A 20,814-nucleotide genomic window follows, 5' to 3' on the forward strand; every position below is an offset into this window, starting at 1 on the left:
CTATTCTACGTTTACTTTGACCTGAAATAGGTTTTTGTCCAGTTCGATAAATTCAATTTCACAATCAATAAATTTTTCAATCATCGCTGCCTGTGTACGGGTATGTTCGCTAATACATTGTGCCGTAAATTCACCGCCTTGACCTAATGCCAAAGGCAATAACAACTGATCCGCTAAATATTCATCCACCGCAGCTTGAGAAACAATATATTGCTTCACTTGTTCAGCCAAATGATTGGCAATCTGTTCTGCACTTTTCCGCATTTCACCTAAAGCCGTGAATAGCTGAACGTGATTTTTATGCTCAACTTTGACATACATCGTATTGCCCTGACTGATCCCACTTAAATGGAATTGCTGCTGTGTATCCAGTTTTAGTCTTTTATTTAAAGTTGCTAATTCCCGTTGTGCGATTTGCGCTTCTTCGGAAAGGTTTAATACTGCCGCAAAAGCTTCAGTCGTTTGCAAAGCACCACGATCTAACAAACTTAGCTTGTTTCGATGTTGCCATGGCTGAATCATGATTTGAATTTCACCAGCACCAATCGGAAAGAAGCCTGCTTTATTTAACTTAAATTCGACCTCTATTCCAAGTTTTTCTAATGCTGGCAAAAAGCAATGCTCGATAAAATCTGCCGTTGGCGCAAGCGGGTTGTGAGTGCCACCAGAAATCGTGAGTTCACTCGCTTCATTTTGTAATAACAAAACCGGTAAGAGCGTTTGTAAAACCAGTGTTGTGCTTCCTGCCGAACCAATTTGGAACTGGTATTTTCCACTTTGTACATGCTGTGGTGCGAAGTACAAACGCTGGCTATGGAGCTCAGCACCTTCCACATAGGCTTGGCTAATCTGTTGAGATGCTTGTATACAGACCAAATGTTGACGCATTAAGCCTGGTTTTTTTCGCCCAGCACGAATGTTGATTAATTCAAATGCCTGACCTGTAATCATCGAAAGGGCAAGGGCAGTTCTTAAAATTTGTCCACCACCTTCACCTTGTGAGCCATCAATCTGGATGGTTGCTGGCATATTTGCCAAAGCTTTATTCACGTCTATTTTCCTTGTTTTCTAATTTAATGAACATACTGTCAGTACATGGTAATGCGAAGTAACACGTGACTTTGCTTTTAACAAAGGTTTACGAGGTACATGGTGCTGAGCCTAATCTGTGAAGATTCATGCACGGCTCACATGCTGCCGTAGCCGCCTGAATTATTTTCAATCCCTCAAGCGGATGCAGGATCTTGTACCCGCCCAGTATGTCCAAACTGTGATTGTGAATTAAATTCACAAAATCTGTTGTCTATTCGACTAAATCAATCTGCCAATTGGCAGCCTGAATCTTGATATTTAAATCGCGTAGTTTCGCGCTGATATCATCGGCTTGTTTTTGCAAGCTAGAAACAGGGATAACCTTCTTCCATTTAATCTCTCGTGAACTATAACGATCAGACTCACGATGGGTATTGGCAATCGCATCAACCAGAATCTTATGCTGTTCAGCATAACTATCACGCAAGCTTAGTAGGGACAGCAGAATTTTTCCATCTTCCAACTTGGCTTGCGCATTGGTCAAATGAATACGACAAATCAACTGATTACTTTCTTGGGTTAAAGCAAATACCTGTTTGATTAGTTCATTTGGATCTTCACTCGGTTCATCACCATCTTGCACCAATACATTGGCGTTGATCCGTTGTTTTAATGAAGCGAGCTTTTTTTGTTGATCGCTTCGAAGTAAAAGTGCTTCTGCGAGTTTCATTGTTTGCCCTATTATTTTAAGAAACTTTTTGATTGGAAGAAGTCATTAATTTTGCACGTTCAAATATAGAATTAAAAGTAGCTCCTAGACCTGTAATTTCATCGCATATTACAAATTCTAGGTATCCTTGTGTACATATTTCAACTCTTAGATTAAATTTACTATATTTAGTAAATAGACATAACAACACATCATCAACTGGAAATTCAATAATAGCATTAAAAAGATATTCTCCAACAAAACTAATGTCTCTTTGTGTTTTCATTAGTCTATCAGCAGCATCTGAGCTATAACCTGAAGAGGTTATACCACCACCAAGTAACATAGATATTACTGCTGTACCATCTTTTAATACAACAGGCGTATTAATCTTATGTTTTCTTAACTTTCTTCGATCTCCTTCGGTTATATGGTGAGTGGAACCATTAATATTTTTTAATATTAATGGTTCTATTAAATGGAACCAATTTGAATACATTATTTCTAGTAAATCTGTATCTTCAAATGCACTATGATCCTTTATATCTAAAAAATACACAGTGTCATCTGTGATGAATATATATAGTAATTCACTACTTCTTTTTTTTGATAATTTATAGTCATAAAAATGAAGATGATGTATACCCCAATCATATAAAAGAAAATCATGCTTATCCGATTTTTGAACATTTCTACTCAAGAATCCTGAAGTATCACTACCACTCATTAATAATATTTTAATTTCGTCTAGTTGTATTTTTAGATGTTCAGGACAATTAAACTCCTTAGATATATAAATATTTCTTGGTTTTTGGGAAATTAATTTCTTTTCCCAAGTGTAGTAAGCAAGAACAATTTCCTCTGGTGTGGTTCTATTATGAATAAGCTTAACCCCACTAAAGTCTAGTTGTGCTTTAAGTATTTCAGCGTAATCGTTAAATAGTTTTGTGGCTATTGAATTCATTTTATTACCCCTTAACACACACTACTTGTCTTAATGTATACACCACTTCAACCAAATCCTGCTGTGCTTTCATCACATCTTCAATCGGTTTATAAGCTGATGGAATTTCATCAATTACAGCAGCATCTTTACGGCATTCCACACCTTCAGTCTGCGCAATCTGATCTTCCACGGTAAAACGTCGTTTTGCTTCAGCGCGGCTCATTACGCGTCCTGCACCATGCGAACATGAACAGAACGATTCCTGATTTCCAAGCCCGCGAACAATAAAGGACTTGGCACCCATTGACCCTGGGATAATTCCATATTCCCCCAAACGTGCACGAACAGCGCCTTTGCGGGTCACCATTACTTCTTCGCCGTAATGTTCTTCCTTTTCTACGTAATTATGGTGGCAATTTACGGCTTCTAATCGTGCTTGGAACGGCTTGGGAATAATCGTTGCTAAGGCTTTAATGGCAGATTGCATCATGATTTCACGATTTTTCATCGCGAAACGTTGTGCCCAACCCACAGCAAACCAGTAATCATCAAAATGTTCTGTTCCTTCGACTAAATAAGCCAAATCTTTATTGGGTAAATTAATAAAATGCTTCTGCATATCTTTACGCGCCAGTTCGATAAAATGATTACCGATGGCATTACCCACACCGCGAGAACCTGAGTGCAACATAATCCAAACATGATCATGTTCATCCAAACAAACTTCGACAAAGTGATTTCCTGTACCTAGTGTACCTAGCTGTTTTCGATTGTTGGTGTTTTTTAGGCGAGGGTGCTTCGCACAGATGAAATCAAAATCTGCAACTAAATCAGCCCAAGCTTGGTCTACCATTTCAGGTGGTGTTTCCCAAGAACCTTTATCTCGTCCACGTTTGGTCATTCCATGTGGAATTAACCGTTCAAGCTCAGTACGCAAAGCATGCAAATTATCTGGTAAATCAGAAGCGGTTAAGCTAGTACGAGTCGCCATCATTCCACATCCGATATCGACACCTACGGCAGCAGGAATAATCGCACCTTTGGTTGGAATTACACTTCCGATCGTTGCACCTAAACCAAAGTGAACATCTGGCATCACTGCCATCCATTTATAAATAAAGGGCATTTGTGCTGTCTGTAAAAGTTGTCTTTTTGAGTTGTCATCAACAAGTACACCATTGGTCCACATTTTTACTGGCATACTCGTTTCATTTTTTAAAACTTGATAAGCACGTTGTTGCTGTTCTTGTTCAAATTGAGCTTGTTGGTTGATTTGTTCAACGACAGACATTTTCATTTTCCTTTCAAAGCCTGCCTGCCAAGCGTTTGCAGGCAGGTGATATTCACAAAATCCCAATGATATTGTGTGCTTATACTATTGCAGTGACTGTGCCAACTTTTTAAAAAACAAATCTGAATAACTTTAAGATATTGATAATTAATTAAAATAAATTTTTAAATATTTTTCACAAGCATGTATGTTGGTAATTTTGTTGATATTTATATATCTAAAAAGATATTTAAATATCTTAAATGATATATGATCTATCCTTGGATTTTATTGATAGATCATATATCAGGTGATCTATTAGGGTTTATCGATTTTTGAAAGTCGGCCTGTCTCGTCTAAGCCAAATTGATCAAAATCATGAGCCAAGAAAAAGTTGCCTTGATAGAACTGTCGGATTTCTTCAGCGATGGCTTGTTGTCCAGCATTATCTTGATGCCGTGGGCTAAAGTGCGTCAGGATTAGATTGCTTAGACCTTGTTGTTGAGCAAATTCTGCAACCATCTTTGCTGAACTATGCATAGGGCCTGACCCCACTTTATCTAAAATGGCTTGGGTGTAGGTGCTTTCATGAATCAAGAGCTGGGCGTCTTGGCAAGCTTGTGCCAATAACTCAGGACGATCATTATCTCCACCGACAATTGCATGTGCACGTTGCATTTGGATTTGAATAAAATCAACCGCGTTTAAGGTTTGCTCATTAAACTGGACATCTAAGCCTCGCTGTAAATCGCCCCAAACTTTACCTTTTGCTACACCGAGTTGAATTAAAGTCTGGGTATCTAATTTCTTTTGAGTGTATTGCGCAATAATACTAAATGCAAAACTCGGTACACGGTGACTGAGTCGATGGACTTGAATCGAAAGTTCATCTGTTATTTGCTGAATTTGAGTAGCTTTATTCACATCGATAAAGTTTAAGGGATAGGGCAAATGTAAATCCGTCAGTTGAGCAGTCATGTCAATCCATTGTTGGATCTCCTTAGGAGCAATAATGGTTAAAGGTGCAGTACGTGCATTCATTCCTGCACTGGCCAATAAACCGACTAATCCATAACAATGATCACCATGTACATGGGTGATGCAGATGGCAACTAGGCTTTGTAATGAGAGTTTAGCTTGTTGAATACGATGCTGTGTACCTTCTCCTGCATCAACCAATATCCAATCTTTATTCTTGCTATTCCGGATCGCTAAAGCTGAAACATTGCGTGTGAGTGTGGGTACACCAGAAGATGTGCCTAAAAAAGTAAAATGAAGCATATTGTTGGAATTTTTCATTGAATTGCGTATTGTATATGATAGATATATATAAAATATTATAGAAATTATGGCGAATGCAAAGAAAACTGTCGTAATTGGCTTCGTGGGCTCTACTTTAGATCAAGGAAAGCGTCCTGATCGTTGGCAACGCTGGCGTCCGACATTAAGCCTTCTGATGCATGAAGATATGATTGTAGATGAATTGGTACTATTACATGATCGACAACATCATAATCTAGTCAAATTTATTGCTGAAGATGCTCAGGATGTGTCGCCATCAACCACAGTATCAGGTCAACGAGTGAGTATTCGTGATCCTTGGGATTTTGCCGAGGTCTATGGTGCGCTATATGACTTTGTGAAAAGCTATCCCTTTGATATTGAAAAAAATAACTATCTTTTGCATATCACCACAGGCACACACGTTGCTCAAATCTGTTGGTATTTACTGGTCGATACAAATTATTTACCTGCCAAATTGATTCAAAGTGCACCAAATCAACAGAAAACGCCAGAAGGTGAATATCGCATCATTGATTTAGATTTATCTCGCTATGATGTTTTAAAGCAACGTTTTGAAGATGAGCAACAACAAAACTGGCAACAGTTAAAAGCCAATATTTCAACCTATAACCATGAATTTAATCAACTGATCACCGAGGTTGAGTTGGTGGCAACGCGTTCCAGTGCTCCGATCTTGATTATGGGTGCAACAGGTGTAGGTAAATCACATTTAGCCAAACAAATTTTTCAATTAAAGAAAGACAAGTTTCATCTAAGTGGGCGTTTTATTGATGTGAACTGTGCGACGCTTCGTGGTGATAGTGCCATGTCGAGTTTGTTTGGGCATATCAAAGGGGCTTTTACAGGGGCAGCGGCTTCAAGAACAGGCTTATTAAAAAGTGCTGATCAAGGGATTCTGTTTTTGGATGAAATTGGTGAGCTTGGGCTGGATGAGCAAGCGATGTTACTTAAAGCACTTGAAGATAAATCCTTTTTTCCTGTCGGAAGTGACAAAGAGGTTCAGGCCGATTTTCAGCTGATTGCAGGGACAAATAAAGATTTAAGAACCGAAGTGCAAGCAGGGCGTTTCCGTGAGGACTTATGGGCACGATTGAATACATGGACTTTCTTTTTACCGAATCTTAAAGATCGAATTGAAGATTTTGCCCCTAATGTTGAGTTCGAGTTGCAACGCTTTTCGGCAAATCACCAGCGACAATTACGTTTTCAACGTGATGCACTTGATGTGTATTTGAAATTTGCCAAGTCGAAGGAAGCATCATGGCAGGGAAATTTTCGTGATTTGACTGCTAGTGTGACACGGCTGGCAACATTATCCAGTGGGGAGTTGATCCGTTCAGAAACGGTGGAAAAAGAGATTCAGCGTTTAAAGCAACTGTGGTCTATTCAAACTACACAAAACCACTCTAAAGACGTAGATATTCTCCTCAAATATTTAGATCAAACCCAGTTGGGCGATATCGATGAGTTTGATCAGATTCAGCTGCGTGGCGTACTTCAAGTTTGTGAAAATGCCAAATCGATGGCTGATGCTGGACGCCAACTGTTTGCTGCTTCACGCCAGCAACGTAACACCACCAATGACAGCGACCGAGTCAAAAAGTATTTGGCTCGGTTTGGCTTGAGTTGGAGTGACTTCCAGTAATCATTCTCCTAGACTATCTTTCTTATTTTGAGATGGGCTGGCTAGAAACTCTAAATTCCAGAGTTTTTCGGCATACCGACCCAGCCACCAGAAAGATGCTGCCAATATAATAAAGAAAATGGCTTTATGCATACCATTCCAGAAGAACTCAAAGTACTTGGTATATAGGTTGATAAATAAGAAGGTGATACCAAAACCACGTGAGGTGGCATCGTCATGTTTCAAACCATAGACAATTGCAATGATGGCAATAAATGCGAATAAAACACCCCAATGCAACAGCTCATATTGCTTGACGCTATACCAACTCCCTAAGTCACCATAGTTGCCAAAGATTGATAGAAGCCACAAGGCAATAAATAGATAAAGCAATCCCATGACATAAGTTGAGTGCGCAAAGTCTTTAAAATGTGCATAACGTTCAAAGAGAAGACTTAATCCAATCAGTACACCACCAAACAAGACAAACCGTAAAGGGAAGTTCATCCCTAGATAATACGCACCCCAGCCAGACATATAACCTGTTTCAGTTCCGAACCATAAACCCAATGAAACTAATGAAAATACCCAAATCAGTTTGGATGGAAACCAGAAGGCAAGAGCGGCATAAATGATGGTGGAGAGCAGGAATAACAAAGAGAAATGTCCGCTGCCTGTATCAATCGCTTGTCCGAAATAAGCCACAGATGCTGCTGTAGAGAGCACACCTGCAAAAATAATGGCTTCATTGCTAAATTGATGCAGTGGTTTGGTTTTACGTCGACGATATGCAAAGCCATAAAAGGCCGCCGCAACTGCAGCAAAAATCAGACAAGGAATAATTTTTGAATCAATAAAGATTTTTTCAATCAGCTCCATCAAGAATTTGTCGGCAGTAATTGCAGCAACCGCAATCACGGCACAAATCATGGAAATCCAGAATGAATATTTTGCCAGTCGCTCCCAATCAAAAGGCCGAATCGAAAAGCTCTGTTCTAGTTCATTGGCTACATCAGGTGTAATCGTGCCTTGCTGTTGCCATTGCTCAATGGTTTGCTTTAAAAAAAGTCCCTGTTTTTTATTTAATTTCATTATTAAAGAACCTGATGTCTGTACATCTATATTGATATAACAGACATTGGATTCAAAACACGTATATTTTTCTTAGTAATTTGTTGTTAAGTCTACAGTTTTAAAAAGCGAGCAATCACTTGACGTAATTGTTTTAGATAACCAGTAAAGAAATGATTGGCGCCAGGCAGAATCGTGATCGGATGTTTTTGTGGCTTTGCCCACGCGATCATATCTGAGAGCAGGGTAATGTCATCTTGCTCACCATGTACAAATAAGATATCACCGTCAATTGCAGGAGTTGTGTAGTGGCGTAAATCAACCACAGAACCTGTAGGTAAGCCACATAATACCAATTGCTTTGGACGTAACTCATTGCTAAGTTGCGCTTGGCATTTTGCGAGCACATGAGAACCAAAACTGAAACCGCCTGCATAGAAGGTAAGTCCTGCATGTTTTGCACGGGCATATTCAATCACGGCCATAATATCATCAGTTTCGCCATGCCCTTGGTCGTGAGTACCTTCACTGCCAGCTAAACCACGGAAGCTAGGACGATACACCACACAGCCCATTTCATTAAAAATCTGAGCCAGTAAAACAGGGACTTTATGATGCGGTGTACCACCTTGCAAAGGATGTGGGTGGCAGACGACAGCAAAACCTGTGATTTCACCTTGGGGCTGATCAACAAACATTTCGATTTGACCAACAGGACCTTGGATGAATAATTGCTCAGACATAAGATACGCAATGGATAATGGAAGAATCCACTATTTTACCGATAAAACTGAACGAGAACACGAATTGGCATTAAAAATTATCAACTGTTATAGTTTCACCAAGATAAATTTATTTTGATTGATTATGCTTGCTTTAATTTCTCCTGCTAAAACACTCGATTACACCACAGTACTTCCTACAGATACACATACCCAACCACGTTTGTTGGCGCAATCACAACAATTGATTGATGTTTGTCGCAAGCTTTCTGCGACAGAAATTGCATCGTTGATGACCGTGAGTGAGAAAATTGCCAATTTAAATGTAGAACGTTTCCGTGACTGGAATGCAGATTTTGATTTTTCCAATGCACGTCAAGCCTTGTTTGCATTTAAAGGTGATGTGTATACCGGTTTAGATGCTTATCATCTAAAAGATCAAGATATTGATTTTGCCCAACAGCATTTACGTATGCTTTCTGGTCTTTATGGTTTATTACGCCCATTGGATTTGATGATGCCGTACCGTTTGGAAATGGGCACTAAACTAAAGAATACACGTGGTCATAATCTATATGAATTTTGGGGTAGTATTATCACGGATCAAATTAACCAAGATTTAGCTGAAATTGATGCAAAAGTATTGGTAAATTTAGCTTCTGACGAATATTATAAATCTGTGAATGAAAAGAAAATTCAGGCAGAAATTGTTAAGCCTGTATTCTTGGATCAGAAGAACGGAAAATATAAAGTCATCAGTTTCTATGCAAAAAAAGCGCGTGGTCTGATGGCAAGATACTTGATTGAAAATAAATTAAGCCAAGTAGAACAATTAAAAGCATTTGATAGTGAAGGGTATTACTTTGATGCTGAAAGTTCATCGAATAAAGAATTGGTCTTTAAGCGAGATGAGCAACACGCAGCTTAGTTTGCCTTAGGCAGGGTGGGATGTTAACCAAAGAATATTTATTAAAACACGCGATATCGTCTGATCAAGTTTGTGTCAAAGGGCACCTGACAGAACCTCGTAGTTATGGGGTGTATGCATTGCCGCTTGATCGGGATGGTACTCGACGATTCCGATTTGGTAATCATCCTATGCGCCAACAGGAACTAAAACATGAGTTTGGTTCCTGTACCTTGTATCAGCTTTTTTTAGAGCGTAAAGATGCTGAATCATTGGCAAAATGGCTGAATAAAGAAATCCAATGAGGATGAGCAATGCAGCAGTATTTATCTACATTAGAAAAATCATGGTTTGAGCTGCATCAGTATTATAATTTTTCTGAGCCGCAGAAAGTTTTTAATAAGTTGATTGCCGCCTATAATGAAAAGCAGCGGGCTTATCATACGGTTCAGCATTTGTATGAATGTTTGGTTTTGCTTGAATCGATTCGGGCTGATTTAAATGATGCGTATACGGTTGCTTTGGCGCTCTGGTTTCACGATGCGGTTTACGATCCCCAAGCAAAAGATAATGAAATGAAAAGTGCTGAGCTGTTCGAGCAGTATTTGGTTCAAGATTTATCCGCAGATAATGTTCAGAAGATAAAGCGCTGGATTATTGCGACGCAAAAGCATGCTTCTACAGATGAGTTGGATTTACAGTTTTTACTGGATATTGATTTGGCGATTCTAGCGGCTTCGCCAGCGCGTTTTGCGGAATATGAGCAACAGATTCAAAAAGAGTATGCGTGGGTTGATCCAGATATCTATTCTATTAAAAGAAAAGAAGTGCTAGCGCATTTTTATCAGACAGAACCGCTGTATCAAACTGAATATTTTCAACAGAATTTTGAGCAAAGGGCGAAAGGGAATTTGAGAGAGGTTGTTGAAAATTAGATCGCCATTTAATAAGGATATTCTGAATAAATAATTAAATTCAAGGATATACCTAATCTGAGATTTTATTGAATATATTTTATTGCATATTTTTCTTGGTTTTCATAAATTTTTAATTCAATCACTCCATCTTTCAGATTTCCTTTTATATAGAAATGATAGTAATAATATGGTGTATGTTCTTGACTATCTCCAGAATACCAGCCAGATTTTCTTAGTTTATAATTTTCTATAGTTCCATATTTTTCATGTAATTCAGTATCTTGTTGGAATATTTGGACAATATTTCTCTCATTTTTCTTATAATCCCTATTTATCATGTAATTAGAAAAGTATGCTAAGCAAATTGCTAACACTATAAAAGTTAGAATTTTTTTTATATTCAACTTCATTTTATACTCTTGGATATCAGCATTATAAAATAAGAAAGAGTTTGACTTTTTGGGCAAAAAATTTTAGCTAATGAGTTAATTTCACTAGAGTTAAGTTGAATGCAGCTTCGTCATAATAGTGTTGTTCATAAGAGAAAAGTAACGAAGGGGTAGTAGAATTTATCCCTTCGTTAAACAAATTACTTAAAGAAATACCCAGTCTCAGGCGAGCTCGCATTTGCCATACGCTTACGTGGCATACGGCCCGCTAAGAATGCTTCACGACCTGCTTCAACTGCTTTTTTCATCGCAGAAGCCATCAAAATTGGATTTTGAGCAGCAGCAATTGCTGTATTCATTAGCACGCCGTCACAACCGAGTTCCATTGCAATCGCCGCATCACTGGCTGTACCAACACCTGCATCCACTAAAACAGGGACTTTGGCATTTTCTTTGATGATGGAAATGGTATGTGGATTCAAAATGCCAAGACCAGATCCAATCAAGCTACCTAAAGGCATGATGGCAACACAGCCCATGCTTTCAAGTTCTTGCGCAACAATTGGGTCATCTGAGGTGTAAACCATGATTTCAAAGCCATCATCAATCAAGGTTTGAGCTGCTTTAAGCGTTGCGGTCACATTCGGATATAATGTTTTTTCATCACCGAGCACTTCCAATTTCACCAGATTGTGACCATCAAGCAGTTCACGTGCCAGCATACAGGTACGAATCGCGCTATCAGCATCAAAACAACCTGCGGTATTTGGCAAGATTGTGTACTTCTCAGGTGGTATGACTGAAAGAAGGTTGGGTTGATCGGCATGTTGACCGATATTTACACGACGGATTGCCACTGTGACAATCTCAGCACCACTGGCTTGAATAGCTAAATCAGTTTCATTGAGATCTTTATATTTACCAGTTCCGACCAATAAACGAGATTGGAAAGTACGTGAACCAATAATTAAAGGGGAATCTTGCATGGGCTTACTCCATTTTTAGCCGATTAGCCGCCACCAACAGCTTGAATAATTTCAATACGATCTTCAGGAGCAATAGCTGTTTGCTCAAGTCTACTTTTCGGAATAATCTGTTGGTTCTTTTCTACAGCGAAGCGTTTGCCTTCAAGCGCTAAGCTTTGAATCAATTGCTGTAGGTTTTCACAAGGCGTGTCGAGTGACTCGCCGTTTAAATAGATGTGCATGATCAATCCTTATTTCGCATGTTTAATTGCTTGCCATGCGAGTAGCAGCCAACCTGCAATCATAAATGCACCACCAATTGGCGTGATTGCGCCTAAGATTCGAGGTAAACCAAGCGCCATAATGTACAACGAACCGCAGAAAAAGATGATACCAATTTGCATCAAAATAAAAGGAATTTTTATTGGGAAAGTAGGTGTGGTTTTATGGAGTACACCTAAAATCAGTAAGCCAAGCGCATGGTAGAAAAAGTATTGAGTTGCTGTACCCCACCAAGCCAGTTGCTCGGGTGTTGCAAACGATTTGAGGCCATGTGCGCCGAAAGCACCTAACATGACTGCAAGCGCAAGATTAAGCGCAGAAATTGCTATCCACATAATGAGAATGGAACTAGAGATTTGATGAACAAAGTTAACATATTCGGGTGCTTAAACAAAGCTAGATAAAACAAAAGGGCATTGCAGCCCTTATGTTTATGTTTGATTTTAACTCGCAGACATTGCGGTTTTTATTTTTTCCATCGCATTCTTTTCAAGCTGGCGAATACGTTCTGCTGAAACGTTATATTCTGCAGCAAGTTCATGCAACGTTGATTTGTCATCATCTAACCAACGACGTTGTAAAATATTACGTGAGCGATCATCAAGCTGATCCATTGCCTCATGCAAAGCAGAGGTGCTTTGCTGTTCGTAATCTTCTTCTTCAACTAAACGCGCGGGATCGTAACGATTATCTTCTAAATAAAGCGAAGGTGCAGTGTGAGGTGTGTCATCATCATCATCGCCTTGAGCTTCAAAAGCAGCATCATAAGCAGTGAGACGGCCTTCCATCTCTAACACTTGTTCAGGTGTTACATTTAAATCGTTAGCAATTGATTTCGCTTCTTCTAGCGTTAATCGTTTGCTTGATTTTTTAAGGCTGCGCAAATTGAAGAATAATTTACGTTGTGCTTTGGTGGTCGCAATTTTGACAATACGCCAGTTACGAATCACGTATTCATGAATTTCAGCTTTGATCCAATGCACGGCAAATGAAACCAAACGAACACCCATATTGGGGTCGAAGCGTTTAACTGCTTTCATTAATCCAAGGTTACCTTCTTGAATGAGATCACCTTGTGGCAATCCGTAACCTGCATAACTACGTGCAATATGGACAACGAAACGCAGATGCGACATTACCAATAGTTTGGCAGCATCGAGATCTTGATCATAATAATAACGTTCAGCAAGTTCTTTTTCCTGCTCGGCCGTTAAAATTGGAATTTGATTGACAGTACTGATATATGCACCAAGGTTTACACCTGGCGCAGACAATGACAGGGGCATCAATTGATTGCTGCTGTCAGTAGTCATGGAGTCTCCTTATAGGATGGCATTTAAGTCAACAATTTCATCTTAATGCGAATGTTCTTCATCACTAAGGAAATTTGAGTATAAAAATGTAAAGTTGTCTAGTTTATCTTTAGCTAGAGTTTAGCAAAGAATCACATAGATTCAATTAAATAGTGAAATTCAGTGTCTGAAATTTTTTGAGTTAAACATTGAAGTTGCTGAATTTGGCAATATCGTGTTACATCAATTTCACTATGTGGATCAGAAGATTTCAATAGATATTGTTGTATGCCGTCGGCTTTCTTTAAAGCACGCTTCAACATCAATAGTGGCATAGGGCATGGTTGTCCTAAAGCATCAATAATGATAGGCGAGTTGTGTGTGTTGCTCATATTCATCTAAATCGATTTTTTCAAATTTATCTTAACAAATTTTTGCGTAATTTTTGAGAGAAAAATTCCATTAAAAAAACAGCTAAATTATTGAAAAAAACAGATAGAAATATCGGAAATAACTAAAAAAACTTCTATTAATTGTGATAAACCCATGATAAGCTCGATGCGTTTTAGAAAGTGTTTAATTAAATTTTATTATATTAAACTCTATAACAAATGGATGTAACCGGAAATTGTTGATAGTTTTACAGAATGATTACAAGCTTTAAAATTATAAATATTTTAAAACCTTGTTGGCTCTGCTGTTTGCAACACCGGAAGGTCCTTATCTTTCAATATCTGAGGATTGACTTATGACAGCTCGTGAACAAGGCGTAGTAAAGTGGTTTAACGACACTAAAGGCTTTGGTTTTATTCAGCGTAATGGTGGTGATGACGTATTTGTTCATTTCCGCGCAATTATGGGTGATGGCCACCGTTCTTTACGTGACGGCCAACGCGTAGAATTCAGTGTTGTTCAAGGACAAAAAGGTTTTCAGGCTGAAAACGTTCAGCCTTTAGACTAATTTGTTGCCTTAACGCAATAAAAAACGCCCCAATAAGATTGGGGCGTTTTTGTTTTTTATAGTTTATAATAGCGACTTTATTTTGCTCATTGATGGTTCGAGTGCATATATGACATCTGGTTTTGAAACCTTAAATTTACATCCGCAGTTGAAGAAAGCGATTGATGCTTTGGGTTTTACACAAATGACCCCAATTCAGCAAAAGGTTTTAAAATATACATTAGCAGGGCATGATGCCATTGGTCGAGCGCAAACGGGTACTGGGAAAACAGCTGCCTTTTTGATTAGTGTGATCAATGATCTATTAAATAATCCAGTTCAAGAGCAACGTTTTCGTGGTGAGCCACGTGCGTTAATTTTAGCACCAACACGCGAGTTGGCGTTACAGATTGAAAGTGATGCTCAGGCACTCACGAAATTTTCAAACTTGCACCTTGTTACATTGTTAGGTGGTGTAGATTTTGAAAAGCAAAAGAAAATGTTAGATCGCAACTTCGTCGATATTATTGTTGCAACACCAGGGCGTTTGATTGATTTTGTTGAACAGAAAGAAGTTTGGTTAGACAAAATTGAATTCCTAGTGATTGATGAAGCCGACCGTTTGCTTGATATGGGCTTTATTCCATCGGTTAAACGAATTGTTCGCTTTTCGCCATTTAAAGAACAACGTCAAACTTTGATGTTCTCTGCGACATTTAGCTATGATGTTTTAAATCTTGCACGTCAGTGGCTATTTGAACCTGTTACGGTAGAAATTGAGCCAGAGCAAAAAACGAATAGTGATGTAGAGCAGCGTGTATACGTCGTAGCGAAAGAAGACAAATATAAGCTGTTACAAGAAATCTTACGTGAAGAGCCAATTGATAAGGTGATGATCTTTGCGAATCGTCGAGATCAGGTTCGTCGCTTGTATGATCATTTGAAACGTGATGGTTATAAAGTTGGTATGCTATCGGGTGAAATTGCACAAGATAAGCGTTTAAAAATGTTGGACCAATTCAAGCAAGGTAAGAATAATATTATGATTGCAACAGATGTTGCTGGTCGTGGTATTCATGTGGATGGCGTTTCACATGTGATTAACTTTACCTTGCCAGAGCAGTCGGATGATTATGTGCATCGTATTGGCCGTACAGGACGTGCAGGTGCACAAGGCGTGAGTATTAGTTTCTTGTCGGAAGATGATGCGTTCTATTTGCCAGAAATTGAAAAAGCGATTGGTAAAAAATTGCCATTAACTCGTTTAGAGGGTTATTGCTAAGTCTTAAATGACTCTATTTGAGCTGTGTAGGGCTTAGATATTTGTTTTGGAAAAGGTCAAATTACTTTGTGATTTGGCCTTTTTGATTATTTAGTTGGAATTACTACTCAAATTACACAAAAGATTAAAGATTTTTTTAGAATTACTGTGATTAGTTGCTGAATTGAAATAGATCAACATGTAGAATATGCCGCATTACCTGGGAGGATATTATGGCTCTAATCTCAATGCGCCAGCTCTTGGATCACGCTGCAGAACATAACTACGGCGTACCAGCGTTTAACGTAAACAATTTAGAACAAATGCGTGCAATCATGCTCGCTGCGGATGCAACCAATTCACCTGTTATCGTGCAAGCTTCGGCTGGTGCGCGTAAATATGCAGGTGCACCTTTCTTACGTCATCTTATTTTGGCTGCGATTGAAGAATGGCCGCATATTCCAGTGGTAATGCATCAAGATCATGGTACTAGCCCTGATATTTGTCAGCGTTCTATCCAGTTGGGCTTTAGCTCAGTTATGATGGATGGTTCATTGGGTGAAGATGGTAAAACACCAACATCATATGACTACAATGTTGATGTAACTCGTCGAGTAGTGTCTATTGCGCATGCATGTGGTGTTTCAGTTGAAGGTGAAATTGGTTGCTTAGGTAGCCTTGAAACTGGTATGGCTGGTGAAGAAGATGGTGTGGGGGCAGAAGGTGTGCTTGACCACTCTCAATTGTTAACATCAGTTGAAGAAGCAACACAATTTGTTGCTGATACCAATGTCGATGCTTTGGCGATTGCTGTCGGTACTTCACACGGTGCCTACAAGTTTACGCGTCCACCTACAGGCGATATCTTGGCAATTGACCGCATTAAAGAAATTCATGCTGCGTTACCAAATACGCATCTTGTAATGCATGGTTCAAGCTCTGTACCACAAGAGTGGTTGGCGGTGATTAACCAGTATGGCGGTGATATTAAAGAAACTTATGGTGTGCCTGTTGATCAGCTTGTAGAGGCGATTAAGCATGGTGTACGTAAGATTAATATTGATACCGACTTACGTTTAGCTTCTACTGGCGCAATGCGTCGCATGATGGCTGAAAAACCAAGTGAATTTGACCCACGTAAATTCTTTGGTGAAACAGTGGTAGCAATGAAAGAAATTTGTGTTGCGCGCTACGAAGCATTCGGTACAGCAGGTAATGCAGATAAGATTCGCCCAATTTCTTTAGAGAAAATGGTTGATCGTTACAAGTAATTAATTTGTAATGCAGAAAAAATAGCGGCAATAGCCGCTATTTTTTTATTTATATCCTAGAGAATAAAAATGCCAGCAATCGCTGGCATTTTTAATTTACTTATTTTTGTTGTGCCTTTGAATCTAGGCTTGCATCTTTAATTTCGACATAAGCATTGGCGCGAAGTTCACGCATCCAACTATCAACTTCAGTATCAAATTGACGTTCACCTAAAATTTGACGTGCCATACGTTCTTGTACTTCTTTGGTCATATCCTGTTCACGTGTACCTAGAACTTGTAGGATGTGCCAACCAAATTGGCTTTGGAACGGTTTACTGATTTGTCCAACAGGCGTTTCTTTCATTACTTTTTCAAATTCAGGTACCATCACACCTGGGCTGACCCAACCTAAGCTGCCGCCATCACGTGCTGAACCTGTGTCATTTGAGTAAGTTGCTGCTAATGTTGCAAAATCATCGCCAGCTTTAGCGCGATTATAGAGGCTATCGATCATTTGTTTTGCACGATCCAAGCTAACCACTTCTGATGATTGAATCAAAATGTGGCGAGTTTGATATTGTGGAACTAATGCTTTTTGCTCATTCTGTTTACGTTCAAGCAACTTTAATACATGCACACCATCACGAACATTGATTAGTTCAGTGGTTTGTCCAACTTGCAGTGGTGCAATACGTGCAGAAAGTTCAGTTGGAATCTCTGATAATGAGCGGAAACCCATATCTGCGCCATCAACTTTTACTGCTGCAGTTGATAATTTTGAGCTAATTGCTTTGGCATCATCGCTGGTTGAAAGTGCTTGTTTCACTTGTTGAGCAATTTGCTGTACATCGTTTGTGTTTTCACCCGCGATACGCATGTGAATCACATGGACTTGCGTACCTAGTGCAGCTTGGCCTTCTGGCGATTTTAAAAAGTTTTCAACATCATGATCACTGATTTTGATACGCGACATGACCTGTTGTTGACGCAAGCGACCAATCGCTAAATCTTCTGCAACACGATTACGCAAATTCTCGTAAGTCCCTGGTGCAATTGCATCTAATTTTTGTTGAAATGCTTCTAAGCTGTTGGCACCTGATTGGTTTGCCACTTTTAACACCGCAGCATTTAAACTTTTTTCGTCTGGTTTAATACCATAACGTTTAACTTGTTCCAATTGAGCTTGGCGAATGATCAGTTGATCAAGCACCTGCATTTGTAAATACTGCTGTGGTGGAACAGTTTTATTTTGTGCTTTTAACTGATGTTCTGTTTCGGCAATCCCTTGTTCTAAATCACTTTTTAGAATAACACTACTATCCACAACTGCAACAACCTCATCCGTAGGTTGTGCAAAGCTTTGCATTGATGAAGAAATTAGGGCAGCGAGAACAGTCGCTTTAAAGATATGTTGAAAAGGTTTTATCTTCATTAACGTTGTGTCCAAGATTGATTAATTTTGTTGAAACCTAAAACTCTGTTTTCGAGGAGAGAGGCAAGCTTGTTGTTTAAAGCACCAAGACCTTTTAGGGTGAATTCAGCCATAACTGCGTTCTTTTTACGAACGTCTGGAGCATTTGGATCATCCAGATCGTTATAGTAAGAACGGCCATATACCGAAACAGCCCAACAACAAGACTCATAATTTACGCCAAGTAAATATTCACGCATAACTTGATTGTCGATGTCGTATTGAGCATGGCCCATAATACGCCAATTGTCTTTTACAGGTTGTATAAAGGATGCAACAACTTGATCGTAAGAATCCTGACGATCAGGGATATCTTTACGGTAAAAATAGCCTAAGTTATAGAGATTACCTTTATCACCTGTGTAATAAGCCTGAAAATCTCTTTGTGCATTATCGCCATTCGACATCCACGCGGAGTTTGAGGTGATGGTCACGTTTTGGTTAAGCTGACTTGATAGACTAATGATCGGACCTGTACGATTTTGAGTATCAAATTCGTCAAGCTTTTCATTTAAACTTACACGACGGTCACTAAAATAATAACTTTGACCTACACTTGCCTTAATTCGCTCTAAACCTTCAGTATCTAATAAACTATAAGTTACGCCGAGTGATAAGAAGTTGTTGTCATCTAAGCGGTCATGCCCATAAAAACGATATGGGTTGAAGAGTTGATCATAGTTGATTGATGCGGTGGTTGAATCAAAGTTTGGATGATCGTCTTGATTCTTATAAGGTGAATATGCATAAAAGGCACGAGGAGAAATACTTTGTAAGTATTTGCCTTCTTTCTCAAATGTTAAACCAGTCGCAAGTGTGAATTGAGGCACAACGACTGATTTCTCTAAATCATCAGAACTAGAGAGTCCGCGACCTTCTTTTGAGTCTTGATCATAGAACGTATTAATACTGCGTACAGAAACTTCTGGAACCACATAGAACCAAGATGGGGTCAAGTAGTTGTAGCGAACCGCAAACTGGTTATAGATACGGGTACCACTCGATTCGAGTGCTGAACCATCATTTACAGACTTTTTAAAGTAAGCCGTATCGTTATTAAACTCGTACTGTAGACCTTGTGCATCACCTGTAACGTAATTTAATAAAAATTGTGGAAGACGAGCATATGGCTTGTCGACATCTTTAACCGTTTTATCCAGTGTTTGGAAGTCTTCAACTTTTAACTGTGCTCTAAGACCGGGAATTCCATTTTGATAATTGAGTTCCCAAGCACGGCGTAAATTCAGATCCGTTCGTGTGTTTGGATTATTATTAAAGTCTGCAAAGTAATCTTTATCAGAAGCATAGTTGTATTCTAAATTGGTTGACCACTGGTCGCTAATTCGCCAATTGTGAATAAAATGAAGGTCATCACGCGCTTCATCGCCATACTGGTTGTCACTTGCAATATAGCCACCCCAAATACGACCCGCACCAAAGTTTTCAGTCATATAGCGGAAGTCTGCATCTAACTTTGGACCACGTTTGCTCATATAGCTTGGTGTAAGCGTAAGGTCATAATTCGGTGCAAGGTTAAGATAAATAGGGGTGATTAATTGCGCACCACCATCATTGCTGTAACCAAAATTTGGACTGAGTAGACCTGTGGTACGCCGGTCATCAATCGGGAAATTGAAGTAAGGTACAGCCAGTACAGGTACATCTTTGATGTAGAGTTTGGTATTACGCGTTACACCGCGGCCTGTATCTTGGTTGAGTTCAATTTCTTTGGCCTGAATTTTCCATGCTGGCTTTTGCTCAGGCGGGCAAGCGGTGTAGCTTGCATCTTTAAAAATAACTAAATTTTCATTCGCACGTTTAATCTGGCTAGCATGACCATGTGCATGCTGCTGCTCTGAGATATAGAAACTATTATTTAAATCACCTGTTTGTGTCTTTAAATTATAGTTAATCGCATCACTTTGAGAAAGCAGGCCAGATTGAGCAAGTTGGACACGACCTTCGGCATTGGCATAAGTTTGTGTCGAGTCGATTGTGACTTGGTCAGCACGGATAGTGCGACCTTCTTGGTCAATCACAACATTGCCTTGCAGAACAGAATCGCCCGTTGGGTTGTAATGCCCGTAATCGGCGGTGAGTACTGAAGTGGTTGTATTTGCATCACCCGCTTTTGCTTCAGGATTAATCGGGGTGACCCAAGTTCCTTGGCAAAATGAAGAACTTAAATAACGATTATCACGTAACTGTGCTTCAGGTGCAGATTTGTCTACATAATATTGCTGGAAAAAACTTTCCCCAGGATAACTTTCTTGATTTTGCTGTCCCTGATTCGGGATCGCTGCTTTAAGCTGTTTATTGTCAAGCGTAGAGACAGCATCAGCTGGTGCCGCGAAACCTGATTGGATCGAGCCGCCACACAAGAGTGTCAAAATAGCTGTTGCTAAAGGATTAAATTTAAACTGATGTTTCATTGTCTCATTAACCAATACGCTAATTC

General features: G+C 39.3%; 22 protein-coding genes. 7 read left to right on the top strand and 15 right to left on the bottom strand.

All coding sequences use genetic code 11. From position 1 onward, the window contains the following. The 5 genes from rtcA to FPL17_RS04015 form a co-directional block, all read right to left on the bottom strand. On the bottom strand, nucleotides 1-1,050 hold the full coding sequence (gene rtcA, locus FPL17_RS03995) for an RNA 3'-terminal phosphate cyclase (protein WP_159883412.1): 1,050 nt from the start codon (nucleotides 1,048-1,050) through the stop codon (nucleotides 1-3). Between the two features lie 253 nt (nucleotides 1,051-1,303). Next, nucleotides 1,304-1,762, bottom strand: coding sequence for a DIP1984 family protein (locus tag FPL17_RS04000; protein ID WP_151715244.1), 459 nt, complete (start codon nucleotides 1,760-1,762; stop codon nucleotides 1,304-1,306). A gap of 16 nt (nucleotides 1,763-1,778) precedes the next feature. Beyond that, entirely contained in the window at nucleotides 1,779-2,705 is a 927-nt protein-coding gene (locus FPL17_RS04005) for a hypothetical protein (RefSeq protein WP_159883414.1), read from the bottom strand. A gap of 4 nt (nucleotides 2,706-2,709) precedes the next feature. Further along, on the bottom strand, nucleotides 2,710-3,978 hold the full coding sequence (locus FPL17_RS04010; RefSeq protein ID WP_159883416.1) for an RtcB family protein: 1,269 nt from the start codon (nucleotides 3,976-3,978) through the stop codon (nucleotides 2,710-2,712). Nucleotides 3,979-4,275: 297 nt separating this feature from the next. Next, on the bottom strand, nucleotides 4,276-5,238 hold the full coding sequence (locus FPL17_RS04015) for a ribonuclease Z (RefSeq protein WP_159886783.1): 963 nt from the start codon (nucleotides 5,236-5,238) through the stop codon (nucleotides 4,276-4,278). 67 nt (nucleotides 5,239-5,305) lie between these two features. Between FPL17_RS04015 and rtcR the strand changes: the two genes are divergently transcribed. After that, nucleotides 5,306-6,907, top strand: a complete 1,602-nt coding sequence (gene rtcR / locus FPL17_RS04020; protein ID WP_159883418.1) for an RNA repair transcriptional activator RtcR — start codon at nucleotides 5,306-5,308, stop codon at nucleotides 6,905-6,907. Here rtcR and FPL17_RS04025 read toward each other — a convergent pair whose 3' ends face one another. Together FPL17_RS04025 and FPL17_RS04030 are read right to left on the bottom strand one after the other, a co-directional pair. After that, nucleotides 6,908-7,978: a DUF2157 domain-containing protein gene (locus FPL17_RS04025; protein ID WP_005187898.1), complete on the bottom strand. Its 1,071-nt coding sequence runs from the start codon at nucleotides 7,976-7,978 to the stop codon at nucleotides 6,908-6,910. 92 nt (nucleotides 7,979-8,070) lie between these two features. Beyond that, on the bottom strand, nucleotides 8,071-8,700 hold the full coding sequence (locus tag FPL17_RS04030; protein WP_033132930.1) for an alpha/beta hydrolase: 630 nt from the start codon (nucleotides 8,698-8,700) through the stop codon (nucleotides 8,071-8,073). Between the two features lie 124 nt (nucleotides 8,701-8,824). Here FPL17_RS04030 and yaaA point away from each other — a divergent pair, with 124 nt between their 5' ends. From yaaA to FPL17_RS04045, 3 genes are read left to right on the top strand one after another with little or no spacing between them, the layout of a single operon-like run. Next, entirely contained in the window at nucleotides 8,825-9,607 is a 783-nt protein-coding gene (yaaA, locus tag FPL17_RS04035) for a peroxide stress protein YaaA (protein WP_159883420.1), read from the top strand. 20 nt (nucleotides 9,608-9,627) lie between these two features. Next, a complete protein-coding gene (locus tag FPL17_RS04040; protein ID WP_004639332.1) occupies nucleotides 9,628-9,891 on the top strand; it encodes a hypothetical protein in 264 nt (87 codons plus the stop codon). Between the two features lie 9 nt (nucleotides 9,892-9,900). Then, on the top strand, nucleotides 9,901-10,521 hold the full coding sequence (locus tag FPL17_RS04045; protein WP_159883422.1) for an HD domain-containing protein: 621 nt from the start codon (nucleotides 9,901-9,903) through the stop codon (nucleotides 10,519-10,521). A 65-nt stretch (nucleotides 10,522-10,586) separates the two neighbouring features. On the opposite strand, the gene FPL17_RS04050 is transcribed toward FPL17_RS04045, so the two are convergent. The 6 genes from FPL17_RS04050 to FPL17_RS04075 form a co-directional block, all read right to left on the bottom strand. After that, nucleotides 10,587-10,913, bottom strand: coding sequence for a hypothetical protein (locus FPL17_RS04050; RefSeq protein WP_159883424.1), 327 nt, complete (start codon nucleotides 10,911-10,913; stop codon nucleotides 10,587-10,589). 179 nt (nucleotides 10,914-11,092) lie between these two features. Beyond that, the gene (locus FPL17_RS04055) at nucleotides 11,093-11,878 is read right to left on the bottom strand and encodes a thiazole synthase (RefSeq protein ID WP_004639328.1); all 786 of its coding nucleotides are present in this window, start codon (nucleotides 11,876-11,878) and stop codon (nucleotides 11,093-11,095) included. 23 nt (nucleotides 11,879-11,901) lie between these two features. Then, on the bottom strand, nucleotides 11,902-12,099 hold the full coding sequence (gene thiS / locus FPL17_RS04060) for a sulfur carrier protein ThiS (protein ID WP_005187915.1): 198 nt from the start codon (nucleotides 12,097-12,099) through the stop codon (nucleotides 11,902-11,904). Between the two features lie 9 nt (nucleotides 12,100-12,108). Continuing rightward, complete coding sequence (locus FPL17_RS04065; protein ID WP_159883426.1) at nucleotides 12,109-12,474, bottom strand: DUF423 domain-containing protein; 366 nt, start codon at nucleotides 12,472-12,474, stop codon at nucleotides 12,109-12,111. A gap of 108 nt (nucleotides 12,475-12,582) precedes the next feature. Next, nucleotides 12,583-13,452 (bottom strand): RNA polymerase sigma factor RpoH, encoded by an 870-nt coding sequence (gene rpoH, locus FPL17_RS04070; RefSeq protein WP_005187919.1) that lies wholly within the window; start codon nucleotides 13,450-13,452, stop codon nucleotides 12,583-12,585. A 131-nt stretch (nucleotides 13,453-13,583) separates the two neighbouring features. Next, a complete protein-coding gene (locus FPL17_RS04075; protein ID WP_216070849.1) occupies nucleotides 13,584-13,823 on the bottom strand; it encodes a sulfurtransferase TusA family protein in 240 nt (79 codons plus the stop codon). Nucleotides 13,824-14,179: 356 nt separating this feature from the next. On the opposite strand from FPL17_RS04075, the gene FPL17_RS04080 reads away from it, so the two are divergent. The 3 genes from FPL17_RS04080 to fba all read left to right on the top strand — a co-directional run bounded on the left by FPL17_RS04080 (nucleotide 14,180) and on the right by fba (nucleotide 16,903). Beyond that, nucleotides 14,180-14,392, top strand: coding sequence for a cold-shock protein (locus FPL17_RS04080; RefSeq protein WP_004653893.1), 213 nt, complete (start codon nucleotides 14,180-14,182; stop codon nucleotides 14,390-14,392). A gap of 109 nt (nucleotides 14,393-14,501) precedes the next feature. Beyond that, a complete protein-coding gene (gene rhlB, locus FPL17_RS04085) occupies nucleotides 14,502-15,653 on the top strand; it encodes an ATP-dependent RNA helicase RhlB (protein WP_005187925.1) in 1,152 nt (383 codons plus the stop codon). 212 nt (nucleotides 15,654-15,865) lie between these two features. Beyond that, entirely contained in the window at nucleotides 15,866-16,903 is a 1,038-nt protein-coding gene (gene fba / locus FPL17_RS04090) for a class II fructose-bisphosphate aldolase (RefSeq protein ID WP_005153496.1), read from the top strand. 100 nt (nucleotides 16,904-17,003) lie between these two features. Here the strand turns inward: fba and FPL17_RS04095 are convergent, their stop codons facing one another. Both FPL17_RS04095 and FPL17_RS04100 read right to left on the bottom strand, forming a co-directional pair. Next, nucleotides 17,004-18,317, bottom strand: a complete 1,314-nt coding sequence (locus tag FPL17_RS04095) for a peptidylprolyl isomerase (protein WP_151715233.1) — start codon at nucleotides 18,315-18,317, stop codon at nucleotides 17,004-17,006. After that, nucleotides 18,317-20,788 carry an LPS-assembly protein LptD gene (locus FPL17_RS04100; protein WP_159883438.1) on the bottom strand — a complete coding sequence of 824 codons (2,472 nt, stop codon included), beginning with the start codon at nucleotides 20,786-20,788 and terminating at the stop codon, nucleotides 18,317-18,319. Before FPL17_RS04100 ends, FPL17_RS04095 begins: the two co-directional genes overlap by 1 nt. Nucleotides 20,789-20,814 lie beyond the last annotated feature (26 nt).

It is taken from the genome of Acinetobacter dispersus (assembly GCF_009884975.1).
Lineage (GTDB): Bacteria > Pseudomonadota > Gammaproteobacteria > Pseudomonadales > Moraxellaceae > Acinetobacter > Acinetobacter dispersus.

Bases quoted from the DNA above. Each gene is read 5' to 3' on its own strand.
- rhlB (WP_005187925.1), top strand. From the start codon at position 14,502: ATGACATCTGGTTTTGAAACCTTAAATTTACATCCGCAGTTGAAGAAA.
- FPL17_RS04000 (WP_151715244.1), bottom strand. From the start codon at position 1,762: ATGAAACTCGCAGAAGCACTTTTACTTCGAAGCGATCAACAAAAAAAG.
- thiS (WP_005187915.1), bottom strand. From the start codon at position 12,099: ATGCACATCTATTTAAACGGCGAGTCACTCGACACGCCTTGTGAAAAC.
- FPL17_RS04095 (WP_151715233.1), bottom strand. From the start codon at position 18,317: ATGAAGATAAAACCTTTTCAACATATCTTTAAAGCGACTGTTCTCGCT.
- FPL17_RS04055 (WP_004639328.1), bottom strand. From the start codon at position 11,878: ATGCAAGATTCCCCTTTAATTATTGGTTCACGTACTTTCCAATCTCGT.
- FPL17_RS04025 (WP_005187898.1), bottom strand. From the start codon at position 7,978: ATGAAATTAAATAAAAAACAGGGACTTTTTTTAAAGCAAACCATTGAG.
- rpoH (WP_005187919.1), bottom strand. From the start codon at position 13,452: ATGACTACTGACAGCAGCAATCAATTGATGCCCCTGTCATTGTCTGCG.
- FPL17_RS04030 (WP_033132930.1), bottom strand. From the start codon at position 8,700: ATGTCTGAGCAATTATTCATCCAAGGTCCTGTTGGTCAAATCGAAATG.
- FPL17_RS04010 (WP_159883416.1), bottom strand. From the start codon at position 3,978: ATGTCTGTCGTTGAACAAATCAACCAACAAGCTCAATTTGAACAAGAA.
- FPL17_RS04065 (WP_159883426.1), bottom strand. From the start codon at position 12,474: ATGTGGATAGCAATTTCTGCGCTTAATCTTGCGCTTGCAGTCATGTTA.
- FPL17_RS04100 (WP_159883438.1), bottom strand. From the start codon at position 20,788: ATGAAACATCAGTTTAAATTTAATCCTTTAGCAACAGCTATTTTGACA.
- FPL17_RS04045 (WP_159883422.1), top strand. From the start codon at position 9,901: ATGCAGCAGTATTTATCTACATTAGAAAAATCATGGTTTGAGCTGCAT.
- FPL17_RS04005 (WP_159883414.1), bottom strand. From the start codon at position 2,705: ATGAATTCAATAGCCACAAAACTATTTAACGATTACGCTGAAATACTT.
- FPL17_RS04080 (WP_004653893.1), top strand. From the start codon at position 14,180: ATGACAGCTCGTGAACAAGGCGTAGTAAAGTGGTTTAACGACACTAAA.
- FPL17_RS04015 (WP_159886783.1), bottom strand. From the start codon at position 5,238: ATGCTTCATTTTACTTTTTTAGGCACATCTTCTGGTGTACCCACACTC.
- FPL17_RS04050 (WP_159883424.1), bottom strand. From the start codon at position 10,913: ATGAAGTTGAATATAAAAAAAATTCTAACTTTTATAGTGTTAGCAATT.
- FPL17_RS04040 (WP_004639332.1), top strand. From the start codon at position 9,628: ATGTTAACCAAAGAATATTTATTAAAACACGCGATATCGTCTGATCAA.
- rtcR (WP_159883418.1), top strand. From the start codon at position 5,306: ATGGCGAATGCAAAGAAAACTGTCGTAATTGGCTTCGTGGGCTCTACT.
- fba (WP_005153496.1), top strand. From the start codon at position 15,866: ATGGCTCTAATCTCAATGCGCCAGCTCTTGGATCACGCTGCAGAACAT.
- yaaA (WP_159883420.1), top strand. From the start codon at position 8,825: ATGCTTGCTTTAATTTCTCCTGCTAAAACACTCGATTACACCACAGTA.
- FPL17_RS04075 (WP_216070849.1), bottom strand. From the start codon at position 13,823: ATGAGCAACACACACAACTCGCCTATCATTATTGATGCTTTAGGACAA.